The organism is [Limnothrix rosea] IAM M-220 (assembly GCF_001904615.1).
In the GTDB taxonomy this organism is placed as follows: Bacteria; Cyanobacteriota; Cyanobacteriia; order Cyanobacteriales; family MRBY01; genus MRBY01.
The window spans coordinates 1-14,067 of sequence record NZ_MRBY01000045.1 but is presented as its reverse complement, the minus strand read 5'-3'; the positions used below and the strand labels follow the sequence as shown (position 1 = coordinate 14,067).

Genomic DNA, 14,067 nt, shown 5'->3' with positions numbered 1-14,067 from the left:
CCTTACTGGTGTTTGCTTTTTACAAAGCGTCGGTTTTAATACGTAGTTGGGATTGTTTTTTGTCAGAAAAAAGAGTTTGTACTTAGGTGAAATGATACTTTTGGGAGAGCTGTGTCGGTAAATGGTGTTTTTGTTTTTTCTTTGGCTACAGGCTTATTAGTCAATGATGAGATAGCACAAGGAGATATTGGGTCGCTGTTGCACTCGTACTTTCATTCGTTTTTAGCTTTATTGTCAGTTTTAGACTGTTGCCGTTTTTTCAAGACTTTAAAGGCTTCGTCACGCATTTTTTGGTGCATGGGTAGGCGGCGATCGCCGCGTTTTTTTGCCAGCTCTTCGTAGATAAATTGGTCGCTAAAGCCGACTTCGGCAGCATCTTCTTTGCTACAGCCATAATAAATACGGTCTAGACTAGACCAATAAATAGCGCCGATGCACATCGGGCAAGGCTCACAACTGGTATACAGCTCACAGCCACTCAGGTCGGTGGTGTCTAGAACTTGGCAGGCTTTTCGAATTGCCATTATTTCTGCGTGGGCAGAGGGGTCATTATTCTGTGTGACTTGGTTAGAAGCGGTCGCAATTATTTTGCTGTCTTTGACGATAACAGCACCAAATGGCTCGCAACCGTTTTCGCTGTTTTCGCGGGATCTGGCGATCGCCTGTGCCATCGGCTCGGTTGCCGCCATATTTGAGAGGTCGATAGGTTTAGTTGAAGTCATAATTTAAATATCGAAAAAAATATCGAAAATGGGCTCAAAACAATCGGTGATAATTAGGCAATAGTCACTTCATCGGATAGGTAGACATCCTGAATGAGATGAAATAGTTCAATGCCTTCTGCCATAGAACGTTGGAAAGTTTTGCGACCGGAAATGAGACCACAACCACCCGCACGTTTGTTGATGACGGCGGTACGGATGGCCTGCACAAAATCATTGTCACCAGAAGCACCGCCAGAATTGATCAGACCCGCCCGCCCGGCATAGCAATTTAAGACTTGGTAGCGGGTCAAATCAACGGGGTGATCGCTACTCAGTTCGTCGTACACTCGACTGTTGGTTTTGCCATATTTTTCGCCTGTGGCTTTGGCGATCGCCGGAAAGCCACCGTTTGTTTCAGGGAGTTTTTGTTTAATGATGTCGGCTTCGAGGGTAACGCCCATGTGGTTCGCTTGACCAGTCAAATCTGCCGCCAAATGATAGTCTTTGTCCTGCTTAAACACGCTATTGCGCAAATAGCACCACAAAATTGTCGCCATTCCCAGTTCGTGGGCGCGGGCAAAGGCTTTGCTAATTTCTTGAATTTGTCGCGGTGATTCCGGCGAGCCAAAATAAATCGTTGCGCCGACGGCTACAGCACCAAGATTCCAAGCCTGCTCCACACTGGCAAACATAATTTCGTCGTAGCCATTGGGATAAGTCAACAGTTCATTGTGATTGAGCTTCACGATAAACGGGATACGGTGGGCATATTTACGGGACATCATGCCCAAAACGCCTAGGGTTGTTGCCACGCCGTTACACCCGCCTTCTACTGCTAAACGAAGAATATTATCCGGGTCAAAATAAATGGGGTTCGGGGCAAAGGAAGCCGCGCCGGAATGTTCGATACCTTGGTCAACAGGCAAAATTGACAGATATCCTGTATTGGCTAAACGCCCTGTGCCAAACAGTTGCTGCAATGACCGTAAAACCTGAGGGCGGCGATCGCTCTTGCTGTAGACCCGTTCAACGATATCGCCACCGGGTAGGGTCAACAAATTTTGGCTAACTTTCGCTTTGTAATCTAAAAGATATTCTGCTTCATCCCCCAGCCACGCTGCCATTGATTTTGTGGAGGAAAGTGTCGTACTCATAAAGTCCCATACATGTATCACCTTATTTGTTTTAACAATATGAAGCGTGTAAAACGTCTATCAGACAAAGGATTTCAGGATCAGCGCATAGTTTGAAATTACCTGTTCTAAATCAAGCTTGGGCATCATTTAACCTGAGTGCGGTTTAAGGTGGGTCTGGAATGATGACGCAGCGGAGGGGAGAGCGGGTGATGGAGGGATTTTTTCTGAGAATAATCGCAGATGTCAAAAAACAGTGGACTTTAGCTTACTCACCGTGTCGCCCTTTCCCTATGTCCCCGTGTCTTTTCTCATGGGAAATTGCGGCGATCGCCCCATTACCTTTTCGCTGCTAAACTGCTCACAGATTTTTCTGGTTTTACCTTTTCTGGCGTAACAAAATTATGGCTTTACAAATTTATGGCATTCCCAACTGTGGCACTTGCAAAAAAGCATTACTCTGGCTCGACAATAATGGCGCTGAGTACGAATTCATTAATACAAAAGAACAGCCTCCCACTAAAGAAATGATTACGGCATGGGTTAATGAACTGACGGCAAAACCAATGCGTAATACTTCGGGGAAATCCTATCGGGCGATCGCCGACGAGAAAAAAACATGGACAGACGCACAATGGATTGATGCTTTCGCTGATGATGTGATGCTCCTCAAACGCCCGCTGTTTGTGAAAGATGGCAAAGCGGTTCTCGTTGGCTTCCGAGCAAAGGAAGAAGTGTTACAAAGTACCTTGCTCTAGGAATCTGCTTTTACAATCGAGGTATGTGATATCGAGAGGATTTACTATGACTGCGGAGACTGAAATTCCCACTCCAGACCACGAAACCCGCAATCCGCCTTGGGGAAAAGTCACTGTCCTCGAAGAAGGCGATCGCTATCGTATTAACCGCATAGAAGTAAAACCGGGTCAACACATTAGTACCCAAATGCACTACCACCGTAGTGAGCACTGGGTCGTGGTTTCCGGTACTGCTCGCGTCATTTGCAATGACAAAGAAACGATGCTGACTTCTAAGCAATCAACCTATGTACCGATGAACACTCGCCACCGTGTCGAAAATCCCGGCACGATTGATTTAGTCATAATCGAAATTCAAAATGGTGAATTTTTGGGTGACGAGGACATTATTCGCTTTGATGATAATGGGGTGATGCTCCCGAAAAAATAAGTTGGGATCTTCCGGATCGCTCCGGGGGCTCTAGGTACTAATAGTTGGTAGATGCACCCTGATTGATATCCTCGGCTAAATAGTCTCGGCTGAGGATTTTTTTTTGCAAATTTTTAGGTAATTGTAGCGTTCTGAAAGTTAACCGATATGCTTAGTGGTTGTATGTCACAGGGTTACCGCGCTTCATGGGTAATGTTAATCAAGGACTGGCTTTAGTTTCTCCTAATCTTTCACTGGCAGATTTGCCTTTATCTCGCCGCGCTAAGTTGGGTATTCTGGCCTCTGGCAGTGGTAGTAATTATGAGGCGATCGCCGCCGCGATTCAATCTGGAGAACTCAATGCGGAGATTCCCATTTTGGTTTACAACAATCCCAAGGCGAAGGTTCTGGAGCGTGCGGCAAAATTTGGCACTAAAACCAAACTCCTCAATCACCGTGAATTTGACTCGCGCGAAGCCCTAGACGAAGCAATTTTGGCTTGTTTCCGTGAGCACGGCGTGGAATGGGTGATTATGGCGGGTTGGATGCGCATCGTCACTGAGGTTTTGTTGAAGGGTTACGAAGACCGCATTTTAAATATTCATCCGAGCATTTTGCCGAGCTTTAAGGGGATTCGGGCCATCGAGCAGGCTCTCGCTGCTAATGTGAAAGTGACGGGCTGTTCGGTGCATTTTGCCAGTCTTGAGGTGGATAGCGGCAAAGTTTTGATGCAGGCGGTTGTGCCAATTTTCCCTGATGATACGGTGGAAACGCTCCATGCTCGTATTCAAATCCAAGAACATCGCATCTTCCCGCCGGCGATCGCCCTTGCAATTCGCAACAGTGAACAGTNGAACAGTGAACAGTGAACAGTGAACAGTGAACAGTGAACAGTGAACAGTGAACAGGTATCAGTTATCAGGTATCGGGTGTAGGGTAGGGATTGGGCATGATATTGAGGGAAAATATTGATGGTTAATTTAGTGGACAGGTTTAAGGGCAAGTTGATTATTTCTTGTCAGGCTCCGGCAGATTCTCCTCTGCATCAACCGGAAATGATCGCGGCGATCGCCCAAGCTTGTGTGAATCAAGGGGCTGTGGCGGTGAGAATTGATAGTCCCGCCCACATTGAAGCTGTCCGAAATTTACTGCCGGATATTCCGATTATTGGTCTCTGGAAACGGATGTACGAAGGCTCAGATGTTTATATTACGCCGCAGTTTTCTGATGCTTTAGCTGTGGTTGAAGCGGGAGCTGATATTGTGGCGATTGATGCGACAGCGCGTCCTCGACAGGGTGGTGAAAATTTGGCGGACATCGTTCGCGGGATTCACGAGCAAACGGGTAAGCTGGTGATGGCGGATTTGGATACCTATGAAAATGCGGTGTTGGCGGCAAAAGCGGGCGCTGATATTCTCGGTACGACCCTCTATGGCTACACGGGCGAAACTGGAAATCTTACGCCACCGGGCTTTGATTTACTGGCAAAGTTTGTACAAGATTTTGATTTACCCATCATTTGTGAAGGGGGCATTGGCTCACCGGGAATGATGCTGAAAGCGTTTGAAATTGGTGCAGACAGCGTGGTGGTTGGGACTGCCATTACAGGGGTTGATCTCCTCGCCCAAAAATTCATCCAAGCACTTTAGGCGATCGCCCCCATTATCCCCCAGCAATTCTAGCGGCGTTGCCAACGATTAAGATACTTTTCCCCAATATTAGCCACGGAACGATCAAGGGCAGCTTGCACTTCCAGCTCTTTTAAACGCGCAGTTTGGGCATCATACCGACGTTGGAGCGCTTCGCATTGGGCTTCAAAAGGCGCGAATGCCTCAATTTGTGTCTGCAACTGACGCACTAAATCTTGACTAACGGTGAGTTGGGCATTGATTTTAGTGAGTTCAGCAATTTTCTGCTCAAGGGCGACCTGCTGCTGGGTAGAGTTTTGCAGCTGTGTTGTAAGTAAAGTTTTGGCTTTTTCTGAATTGTTGAGTTGCGCTTCTAACTGCTGCTTTTGGGAGGCAACGGTTGTTGATTGTGCCATTGCTTGTTGGTGTTGTCCTTGGGCTTCTCGTAATTGTCTTTGCAGGCGATCGCCATGGGCTTTCACTTCTGCCAACTGTGCTTTGACTTGCTCCAATTGTTGCACTTCATTTTTCTGCTGGGCAATTTCCTTAGCCAAACTAGACACACGAGCATACTGCTCTTCCAGTTGTTTTTCTAAGGTTTGATTCTTCGTCTGATTCGCTCGAACTTGGGTATCTTTCTGCTCAAACTCTTGCCTTAACGCCGCCAAATTTTTATCCTTCGCGGCAATCATCTCATTCAGGCGCACCGCGTTAGTCTCCGTTTCTTTAACGGTGCTTCGGAGCTCGGCAATGACTGCATCCTTTGCCTCAATCTGACGCTGGAGATCCAATACCCGCCGCTCTAGATTTGACTTTGCCGACTGCAATTCTTTGAGGACATCCGGCGAAATATCGGCTTTAGTCGACGAGCGGTCTTTTGATTCATCCCATTCATTTTTTAGTGTCAGGATCTCTGCTTGGGTTGTTTTAAGCTGTTGATTTAGATTCGCAATTTCTTTCTCTTTCGCCGCTAGTTCTAACGATTCTTTCGCCACAGGTTTAGATGCATTTTCATTACGGCTAGGGGCTACCTTCAGAGTCGATGGAGAATTTGATTTTTCTGTTGATAAAGTAGCAATTTGTTTCGCCTGCTCTTCAATTTTAGCCCGGAGCTTTTTAATTTCTTCGAGATGGGAATTATCTGGGTTCGGTGCTTCTGCTTGCATCGCTTGTGCCCCATTCTCCACGACAGCAATGGTCATTTTTTGTGGGTTTGCCGTTTCATCTTCAATGGTGAATGCAAGGCTTTTTTCTGGCTCCACTGTGGCGATCGCCACCTTACCAGACATGACACTCTCCACAAATGCAGAACGCGAGTAACCTGCTTTTTGGGACATTTCAGCAAGGCGTTCACGGGCTTGAGACGACAGGGACAGAGTTAAAGCAGTTTTACCTGTAGTCTTACGCTTTTTCTTCGCCATGTTGTTGCCTCAAAATTATCTCGAATCTCTAACTATAAAATACGAATCAAAGGCATGTAAAGTCATTAAGGCATTCACAATACTTCACGAAAGGCCGCGCTAACTGCACAATATAAATATCTTGGAAATAATATTATTTATAATATTTTTATCGATTAAGGTAATGGCCAGCCAAGTTTTGTGGACTGCTGATAAATTTTCTTTAATGTATTAATATCGGCTTCGCTAATGCCATAATTTTCTGCTGTTTGGTGTACGAATAAAGCATCTTTTGAATTATTACTGTGTCCCCAAATTCCTAGGGCATGGCCAAACTCATGGCGGGCTGTATTTAGGGTGGCGATCGCCCGCTGATGGGGACTAAGATAAATTGTCATTCGATGGCGCACATGCTGTTGTTCGTCGAGATAAAATCGGTAACGGGTTTCTGCATTACGGCCAAAGGAATAGTCTCGCTCACCGGTTTCAGCATTAACGGTTATTTGGAGTGGCGGCGACTCCCGAAGGATGACAATATCAGCATTTTCTTGATCACTAGTTTTTTGGATAGGTAGATAAACTGACCATGCGGCGATCGCCTGTTGTACGGCATTTTGCCATTTCGTTTGCTGCTGTACTTGGTTGGGAGAAAGATAAGGTTCAAGCTCTGGGTAAAACACCGTCACCGGAAACTCAGACCAAATGAGATAACCAAGGGGAGAAGCTTTGATTTCTGTAAAATAATCGCGCGTGTCCTTTGACGCTGGCTGCCATTGCTCTAAAGTTCCCGGCAATGGATGGGTGGCTAATGCAGGTAAGCCATCGGCTAAAGATAAGGGTACTTGACCCACAGGAATAATATTGAGACATAAGGCGATCGCCCCGCCCCATAATAATCCCAAACAAAAACGCCACCAAATTCGGTAGCGTCGCCAAGCATAACAAAAAAGTTGCATATTCTTATTTACGGACAGTGAGCAAATTACTGACCCGTAATGGGTGGTGCTGTGACAACAGGCGTTAACCAGCCCGCACTAAAAACAACCGTGAGGCTAATGAACGTAATAAATAAGACCCAAGTGGCGCGATTTAGTGCCGTCTCTGCACTTTTTGTACTGGTAAACATTTGGGCTTGACCACCGATACCACCAAGACCATCGCCCTTGGGACTATGGAGAAGCACCAATAAAATGAGGCCGATCGCCGACGCCGTCCAAATAACTTGTAAAACAGTTTCAAGCATAAAAATTACGTTAAAAAAATAATAGAAATCTCAAATAGATCCTTAGGATAACCGATCTAGCTACGGCTTGAAACCGCATAGGGCGCTGTAACAATCAAAGATTCCCCTGTCATTTCTTCCGGCTTATCAATGCCAAGAATTTCGAGGATAGTTGGCGCGACATCAGCAAGACAACCGTCAGGACGTAACTGTACATCCCCACCATGGCCGGCAATTTTACGCTGTTCGCCTTCAATGAGCATGAAAGGGACAGGATTTGTCGTGTGGGCTGTCCAAGATTTTCCATTCTCATCAGCCATGTACTCGGCATTCCCATGATCCGCCGTAATGAGTGCAGTCCCACCAGCTTTGTTGATCGCTTCCACGAGACGCCCCAGACAATCATCGACAACCTCAACTGCTTGGGCAGCAGCCTCTAATTTTCCGGTATGGCCAACCATATCAGGGTTCGCATAGTTAATGACGATCATGCTGTAAATGCCCTTGGCGATCGCCGCACAGGCCGCATCAGTAACCGCCTGGGCAGACATTTCAGGTTTTTGATCGTAAGTTGCTACCTGGGGACTAGAAATCAGCTCACGATCCTCCCCTTCAAAAGCAACCTCTAAGCCACCATTAAAGAAATAGGTCACATGGGGATACTTTTCCGTTTCAGCGGTGCGGAACTGCTTCAGACCATTGTCTGCAATCACTTCACCCAAAATCTTCGTCAAGTTTTGAGGAGGAAAAGCAACCTTCACATCGAGGTTGGCATCATATTGCGTGAACGTGAGGAAGTTTAAATCCGGAATTTGCTCCCGCTCAAACCCATCAAAACTATCTTGGACAAAGGCATAGGACAACTGGCGGGCACGATCAGGACGGAAATTATAGAAAATCACGCCATCGCCAGCTTCAATGGCGCTTTCCGTTAGACGTACAGGAGGAATAAATTCATCGGTGACGTTTTCGTCATAGTGCGCCTGCAAGATTTCTGCAAAGGGACGTTGATCCACTGCGCCGACACCGGTCATCACATCATAGGCTTGCTTAACACGATCCCAGCGGCGATCGCGATCCATCGCAAAATAACGACCACTGAGGGTAGAAATTTCGCCCACACCAAACTTGTCAATATGTTCTTGGATTTTCGTTAAATAATTAATGCCTTCTGTCGTATTCGTATCACGCCCATCGGTCACTGCATGGATGCAGACATCGCTAATACCGTTAACCTTTGCCAAATCAAGAAGACCGAGGAGATGATTCAGGTGGGAGTGGACACCGCCATCGGAACACAAACCAATCAGATGAAGCTTTTTCCCTTGATCACGAACGGACTGACAAACATTGACGAGGGTTTCGTTGTGGAGAAAAGACCCATCTTCAATGGCATCGGAAATTCGGACTAATTCTTGGGGGACAACCCTACCAGCCCCTAGGTTTAAATGGCCAACCTCAGAATTACCCATTTGCCCATCTGGCAAACCCACTCGCTTACCTGAGGTATGGATCAGCGTGGCAGGGTATGTTTGAAAAAAAGCGTTTACATTCGGAGTTTTGGCTGCTGCAATAGCATTCGCTTGGGTTTCTTCGCGATAGCCCCAGCCGTCTAATATTACGAGCACCACTGGGGATATAGGTGCATGCGCCATGATGAAATCTTTCCTTTTTTGGGTGGGTACGGGAGAATGCAAGTCGATAATAGCATTTTCTGTAATTTACGCTATATTTCGGCAAAATTAATGATGTTTTAATGATGATTTTGTCAGTGTTCTATGAAACTATCGTCTTTTTTTGAAAAGAACGAGGCAGGTCATGAGTCCACCGAGGGGGAAAATCACTGGGGCGAGCCATGATACTAAATCGACTTGAAATGTCGTTAATTGTAGGCGACGATTTTGGGGCGATCGCGGCCGAATTGCTAAGGAAACATCACGATTTTGATCAAGCCAATTCATGGTATTGAGCAAGATATCGCCGTTAGCATATTGAATAAAGCCATTATTCGCGGCGAGGGTTGTATTCCCAATCACGACTAAACGGGTTTTTGGGAGTTCGGGGTCTGGTTGTACTTGGGATTCGAGGGCAATGCCAAAGTCCACAGGCCCCCGCAAATCGGTGGCGGGGTCAAAGGTGGCATCGGGGCTGGGTAAATTACTCTCCGCCCAAGTCCGCTCATCACTGAATAGAAAACTATTGGCATCAATCCCTTCTACAGTTTTGATGCTTACGGGACGCACAAATTGATAGAGAGAAATATTGTCTTCTAGATCTCTGGTGATGGGATGGTTGCCATAGTTCGTGACGAGCACAGTGGTATTGCCGTAGCCTAGCTGTTCTGAGCGGCGATCGCCATCAATTAAAATCCGTTGGTCTAGGGTAATGCCCCATTCTTCCCACAGTTGTGTCAGTTTCGGATCGGTGTTGGGGTCTAACAGAATGAGTAAACTTTTTTGTTGTTCAAGAAATTCTTGGAGCAATTCGACTTCGCCGGGGAGTAAAGCGGCTTGGGGCGCAATGACGGCAATGATGTCGCCATCGGTGGGCAGGGTGGGCGTTTGAATAAGATTTAGTGGACTGACGCGATAACCTTGGGTTTCGAGGGCTTTGACCATCTGTACTAACCCCTTGGGAGAGTCGTCAATGGGGGGTTCGCCATGGCCTTGGAGTAAATAGAGGTGCGGTTGGCGATCGCTGGTAATTCTTAAAATGCTGTTTGTTAATTTGGCTTCGGTCAGGGATTCTTCAATAGCTAAAGTCTGCACAAACTGGGTGCGATCGCCGTATTCAAGATGGACTTCACCGCGATTTTGCACATTAAAACGACGAATGAGCCGCACATCAATGTCGGGATCGACAAATTGATACTGAACGCGGGGGTTGATGCGGCGGTAATTTTCGAGAAAAGGGGTAATATCGGCATCGTCGATTTCTTGAAATAGCCAAATTTTTAGTGGTTCGTCTAGTTTTTGCAGGGTTTCTCTGGTTTGGGAGGAGAGGGAATTGACTTGGGTTTCCGTGAGATCAAGGCGTACGGCAAATTGAGCGGCAATGCCATTGAGCGATAGCCAAATAAATAACACGGCGATCGCCGACAAAAAACCATTGGCCCCCAACTGAGTCGAACGCCGTGCCCAAAAAGCCGTTAGTCGAGCTTGGGTTTGATCTTGTAGGGCAATGCCGCAAATGAGCAGGGTTAAGCCGACCGTCATCACGCCGTAGGCCAGCAAAATATTACTTTGCACCGCCGTCAGCATCACCAAACTCGCAATGGCGATCGCCGCTCCACACCAAATTAGATAACGAGACCAATTCCCCATAAATCTGAGCTGAGTTTAAAAACCCTTACAACATAGTGATATCAAAGCTGTAGCTACACCCTAACGACTCCAGCACATCACACCGAAAGATTTCCAAAAAAATGCTAAAAATACACCTTCAACCAAGGAAACCATAGCAGCTTATCGCCGTGCAAACCGCAGGTATTCGATGGATTGGGCAGTTAAAACGACCCCCAAAACGATATAGCTCACAAATAAAACGAGACTGCTACTATCGACAATGCCCACCAAAAAATTGTTGTAATGGCGCAACAACGAAAGATGCCGAATGACCCCCCCCCAATAACCAGTCAGGCGATCGCCCAATAATTCTAAAAACCACAGGACAAGAACAAGGGAAAAGGTCATAATTGCCGCAATTAAAGCACTTTCCGTCAAGGACGAAATAAACATCCCCAGCGATAAAACCGCCGCCGCCAACAGTAAAACCCCAACATGCATCCAGAGAAAGGTCAGTAAAGGAACAGCCGGTTCAGCTGCCCCAATCACAATGATCTCCCACAGCACAATGGGGACAAGCAACACGGAGAAAAAGGAGACAACCCCCAATAGTTTACCCACAGCGACAGACCAGTTGGTCAGGGGCGAAGTCGCCAACAACTCTAACGTCCCCTGTTTGCGTTCTTCGGCATATAAACCCATGGAAAGTAAGGGCAAGAGAAATGAACTTAATGCGCCAATAACGCTCCAAAACAGTTGCAAAAATTCCGCCGCCACATCAATGGGAGGCAAGGGCAAACCCTGCTGTTCTCGCATTGCCACATCCATCACAATACTTTGTGGGCCAATGAGAAAATTTAAAAAGAAAATACCCGCCAGAAACCAAAATAAGGTGGCGAAAATATAAGAAACAGGGGAAAAAAAATATTGTTGTAGTTCCCGTCGCAATATTGCCAAAATATTATTTAAAATCATGTTCGCTCAGGGCGATCGCCCCACTGTTCAGGTTCAGAGAAGGTCGGATCTTCACGGGTAAGGGCAAGGAAAACATCCTCTAGGGAAGAACGAGTCCGCCGCATTTCGTACAGTCCCATGCCAGCACTAACCACGATCGATGCTAAATCCCGCCCCGGTTCATAGTTCGCCGCAATACTAATGTCTAAACTGGCGCGGCGATCGCCTAATATTGCTGTTTTAATGGCCATTACCCCCGGCACAACCGCCAACAAAGGTCTGAGCTGTTCTGGATTACCATCAATCTCTAGATAGTAGCCACCATCGCCACTGACCATTGCCCGTAAATTGTCCGGTGTATCTGTCGCCACCAAATGACCTTGGTTAATCATCACCACCCGTGAACAGGTCATACTCACTTCCGACAATAGGTGAGTCGATAGTAATACCGTGCGATCGCCAGCCAACGATTTAATGAGGTTTCGCATCTCAATGAGCTGGGCGGGATCTAAACCAATGGTCGGCTCATCGAGAATAATGACCGGAGGTTCGTGGACAATGGCTTGGGCAATGCCCACCCGCTGCCGAAAGCCCCGCGACAACTTACGAATTACCATAGAGCGCTGTGCTTCCAGTTGACAGATGTCTATGGCAATATCAACCTTTTCGGGGCGATCGCCAGCACTAACCCCTTTAATTTGCGCAACAAAATCTAGAAACCCTTCTACCGTCATTTCCGGATACAAAGGTAATTTTTCCGGTAAATAACCAATATTTTGTCGTACGGCTAAAGATTCATCATGAACATCATGACCGGCAATTTTTGCCGTACCAGAGGTCGCGGGCAGATAGGCCGACAAAATCCGCATTGTCGTGGTTTTTCCGGCACCATTAGGCCCCAAAAAACCAACAATTTCCCCCGCGTCAACCTTAAAACTCAAATCGGCGATCGCCGGCGTAGAGCCATACATTTTGCTCAGTTGCTCGACTTCAATCATAGACATTCCTAACAATGGTTAACCGAGATCACACCCAACAGCTCCATGGCACAACCCTAGCAACCGATGCAATTCGTGTCTATAAAATCAGTAGATTAGGCGATCGCCTTAATTTAATAACCCTTGCTGCACACCAAATACCGTGTCACAAAAAAACCCACACAAAACATCAAGCATCACGGTCAACAAAATCCTCTGTTTCCTCAGGCGATTCAATTTCTTCCTTAAAGCCGCGTAAAGTTTTACCGAGAGCACTACCCACTTCAGGAATTCGCTTCGACCCAAAGATGAGAACAACAACACCAAGAATCACCAAGACCTCTGGCCAACCCAAACCAAACATATTGCACTCTCACAATAAAGTTAATTTATGGAACAATATATAAGTATTTGATCCTGTCTCAGTATATCTTTAAAGCTATCTTTACCCCGTTTGGCACGACTCACCCCTGTGAGATGCTCCAGTAGCGGTAGTTTGCCACTTTCCTTAGCCAACACTTTAGTATGATCTCTAGCCACCCTTCGCCTGTAAAGTCAGTGTTTTATCCCCTCATACAGCAGTTGGCAGATGTGATCACAACATCATGGCATCGTTATCTAGATTTAGAGCCCTTTGTGTTACCAGAGGGTCTCGGCTACATCGAAGGCAAACTAGAGGGAGAACGCCTCGTCATTGAAAATACCTGTTACCAAAGCCAACATTTCCGCAAAATGCACCTAGAAATGGCCAAAGTTGGTAAAAATCTCGACATTCTCCACTGTGTGATGTTTCCGCGCTCTAAGTATGCGCTGCCGATGTTTGGCTGTGATATTGTAGCTGGGCCACGGGGGATCAGTGCGGCGATCGTTGACTTATCTCCGACCACTGCCGACAGAACATTATCACCCCAGTACAAAGCATTATTAGAACAAAACAAAGACAACTTTATCTTTTCAGAACCCCGTGTTTTACCAGAATGGGGCTATATTTTCTCGGAGTATTGCCTCTTTGTACGTCCCACCACTGCCCAAGAAGAAGCATTATTTCTCGAACGCGTACGGGAATTTCTTGAAATCAATTGCCAACAAGCCCTGCAATTAGCTCCCCTTTCCGCAGAAAAACAGCAGATTCATCTAGAAGGGCAAAAAAATTACTGCTCAGAGCAGCAGCAAAATGATAAGACCCGCCGTGTACTCGAAAAAGCCTTTGATAAGCAGTGGGCAGATCGCTATATCAGCCAAGTTTTATTTGATGTCCCTTCTTAAAAAAATCTAGGTTTGGGTTAGGTAAAACCTTGCCATCATGACATGGTGAAGAGGAGAGAGGGAGATGGGGAGATCGCTTCAGCCCACAAATTTTGGTGAGAATAGTACGAACTGCTGGGTCTCCGTCTTCCTTTTCCTAAGGTTTTTAGATGCAATCCTTAATTTAATCTGGATATTACAAAGGTACTTTTTTTAATCCTACGACTTCAAACAGCGATCGCCGATCGCCTAGAAGGGCCATAAACTTTCGAGCAACCCACCATCGCCCAGGACATAGCTAACGTCAGTTATGGATAAGAATGTAGCCAAAATTCTTTAGAGAAAAGGAGACA

The 14,067-nt window shown here is 46.4% G+C and carries 16 protein-coding genes; 6 read left to right on the top strand and 10 right to left on the bottom strand.

The window, feature by feature from the left end:
- Positions 1 to 212 precede the first annotated feature (212 nt).
- On the bottom strand, positions 213 to 722 hold the full coding sequence (locus tag NIES208_RS14830; protein WP_216349418.1) for a nucleoside deaminase: 510 nt from the start codon (positions 720 to 722) through the stop codon (positions 213 to 215).
- A gap of 53 nt (positions 723 to 775) precedes the next feature.
- Positions 776 to 1,858: a class I fructose-bisphosphate aldolase gene (locus NIES208_RS14825; protein WP_075893760.1), complete on the bottom strand. Its 1,083-nt coding sequence runs from the start codon at positions 1,856 to 1,858 to the stop codon at positions 776 to 778.
- A 235-nt stretch (positions 1,859 to 2,093) separates the two neighbouring features.
- On the opposite strand from NIES208_RS14825, the gene NIES208_RS19085 reads away from it, so the two are divergent.
- The 5 genes from NIES208_RS19085 to NIES208_RS14805 all read left to right on the top strand — a co-directional run bounded on the left by NIES208_RS19085 (position 2,094) and on the right by NIES208_RS14805 (position 4,653).
- On the top strand, positions 2,094 to 2,234 hold the full coding sequence (locus NIES208_RS19085) for a hypothetical protein (RefSeq protein ID WP_171971783.1): 141 nt from the start codon (positions 2,094 to 2,096) through the stop codon (positions 2,232 to 2,234).
- A 7-nt stretch (positions 2,235 to 2,241) separates the two neighbouring features.
- Entirely contained in the window at positions 2,242 to 2,595 is a 354-nt protein-coding gene (locus NIES208_RS14820; protein ID WP_075893759.1) for a Spx/MgsR family RNA polymerase-binding regulatory protein, read from the top strand.
- 46 nt (positions 2,596 to 2,641) lie between these two features.
- Positions 2,642 to 3,025, top strand: a complete 384-nt coding sequence (locus tag NIES208_RS14815; RefSeq protein ID WP_075893758.1) for a phosphomannose isomerase type II C-terminal cupin domain — start codon at positions 2,642 to 2,644, stop codon at positions 3,023 to 3,025.
- 185 nt (positions 3,026 to 3,210) lie between these two features.
- Positions 3,211 to 3,873: a phosphoribosylglycinamide formyltransferase gene (gene purN, locus NIES208_RS14810; RefSeq protein ID WP_075893757.1), complete on the top strand. Its 663-nt coding sequence runs from the start codon at positions 3,211 to 3,213 to the stop codon at positions 3,871 to 3,873.
- A 102-nt stretch (positions 3,874 to 3,975) separates the two neighbouring features.
- Positions 3,976 to 4,653, top strand: coding sequence for an N-acetylmannosamine-6-phosphate 2-epimerase (locus tag NIES208_RS14805; RefSeq protein WP_075893756.1), 678 nt, complete (start codon positions 3,976 to 3,978; stop codon positions 4,651 to 4,653).
- A gap of 29 nt (positions 4,654 to 4,682) precedes the next feature.
- Here the strand turns inward: NIES208_RS14805 and NIES208_RS14800 are convergent, their stop codons facing one another.
- From NIES208_RS14800 to tatA, 8 genes are all read right to left on the bottom strand, one after another.
- Positions 4,683 to 6,053, bottom strand: a complete 1,371-nt coding sequence (locus tag NIES208_RS14800) for a coiled-coil domain-containing protein (protein ID WP_075893755.1) — start codon at positions 6,051 to 6,053, stop codon at positions 4,683 to 4,685.
- Positions 6,054 to 6,208: 155 nt separating this feature from the next.
- Positions 6,209 to 6,988, bottom strand: a complete 780-nt coding sequence (locus NIES208_RS14795) for a matrixin family metalloprotease (protein ID WP_075893754.1) — start codon at positions 6,986 to 6,988, stop codon at positions 6,209 to 6,211.
- A 26-nt stretch (positions 6,989 to 7,014) separates the two neighbouring features.
- Positions 7,015 to 7,275 (bottom strand): preprotein translocase subunit SecG, encoded by a 261-nt coding sequence (gene secG, locus NIES208_RS14790; RefSeq protein WP_075893753.1) that lies wholly within the window; start codon positions 7,273 to 7,275, stop codon positions 7,015 to 7,017.
- Positions 7,276 to 7,331: 56 nt separating this feature from the next.
- Positions 7,332 to 8,909, bottom strand: coding sequence for a 2,3-bisphosphoglycerate-independent phosphoglycerate mutase (gene gpmI / locus NIES208_RS14785; RefSeq protein WP_075893752.1), 1,578 nt, complete (start codon positions 8,907 to 8,909; stop codon positions 7,332 to 7,334).
- Between the two features lie 129 nt (positions 8,910 to 9,038).
- Positions 9,039 to 10,577 carry a GldG family protein gene (locus tag NIES208_RS14780; RefSeq protein WP_075893751.1) on the bottom strand — a complete coding sequence of 513 codons (1,539 nt, stop codon included), beginning with the start codon at positions 10,575 to 10,577 and terminating at the stop codon, positions 9,039 to 9,041.
- Positions 10,578 to 10,718: 141 nt separating this feature from the next.
- Positions 10,719 to 11,513, bottom strand: a complete 795-nt coding sequence (locus tag NIES208_RS14775; RefSeq protein ID WP_075893750.1) for an ABC transporter permease — start codon at positions 11,511 to 11,513, stop codon at positions 10,719 to 10,721.
- The gene (locus NIES208_RS14770) at positions 11,510 to 12,490 is read right to left on the bottom strand and encodes an ABC transporter ATP-binding protein (RefSeq protein WP_075893749.1); all 981 of its coding nucleotides are present in this window, start codon (positions 12,488 to 12,490) and stop codon (positions 11,510 to 11,512) included. Before NIES208_RS14770 ends, NIES208_RS14775 begins: the two co-directional genes overlap by 4 nt.
- A gap of 169 nt (positions 12,491 to 12,659) precedes the next feature.
- On the bottom strand, positions 12,660 to 12,833 hold the full coding sequence (gene tatA, locus NIES208_RS14765; protein ID WP_075893748.1) for a twin-arginine translocase TatA/TatE family subunit: 174 nt from the start codon (positions 12,831 to 12,833) through the stop codon (positions 12,660 to 12,662).
- Between the two features lie 161 nt (positions 12,834 to 12,994).
- Here tatA and NIES208_RS14760 point away from each other — a divergent pair, with 161 nt between their 5' ends.
- Positions 12,995 to 13,735, top strand: a complete 741-nt coding sequence (locus NIES208_RS14760; RefSeq protein WP_075893747.1) for a phycocyanobilin:ferredoxin oxidoreductase — start codon at positions 12,995 to 12,997, stop codon at positions 13,733 to 13,735.
- Positions 13,736 to 14,067 lie beyond the last annotated feature (332 nt).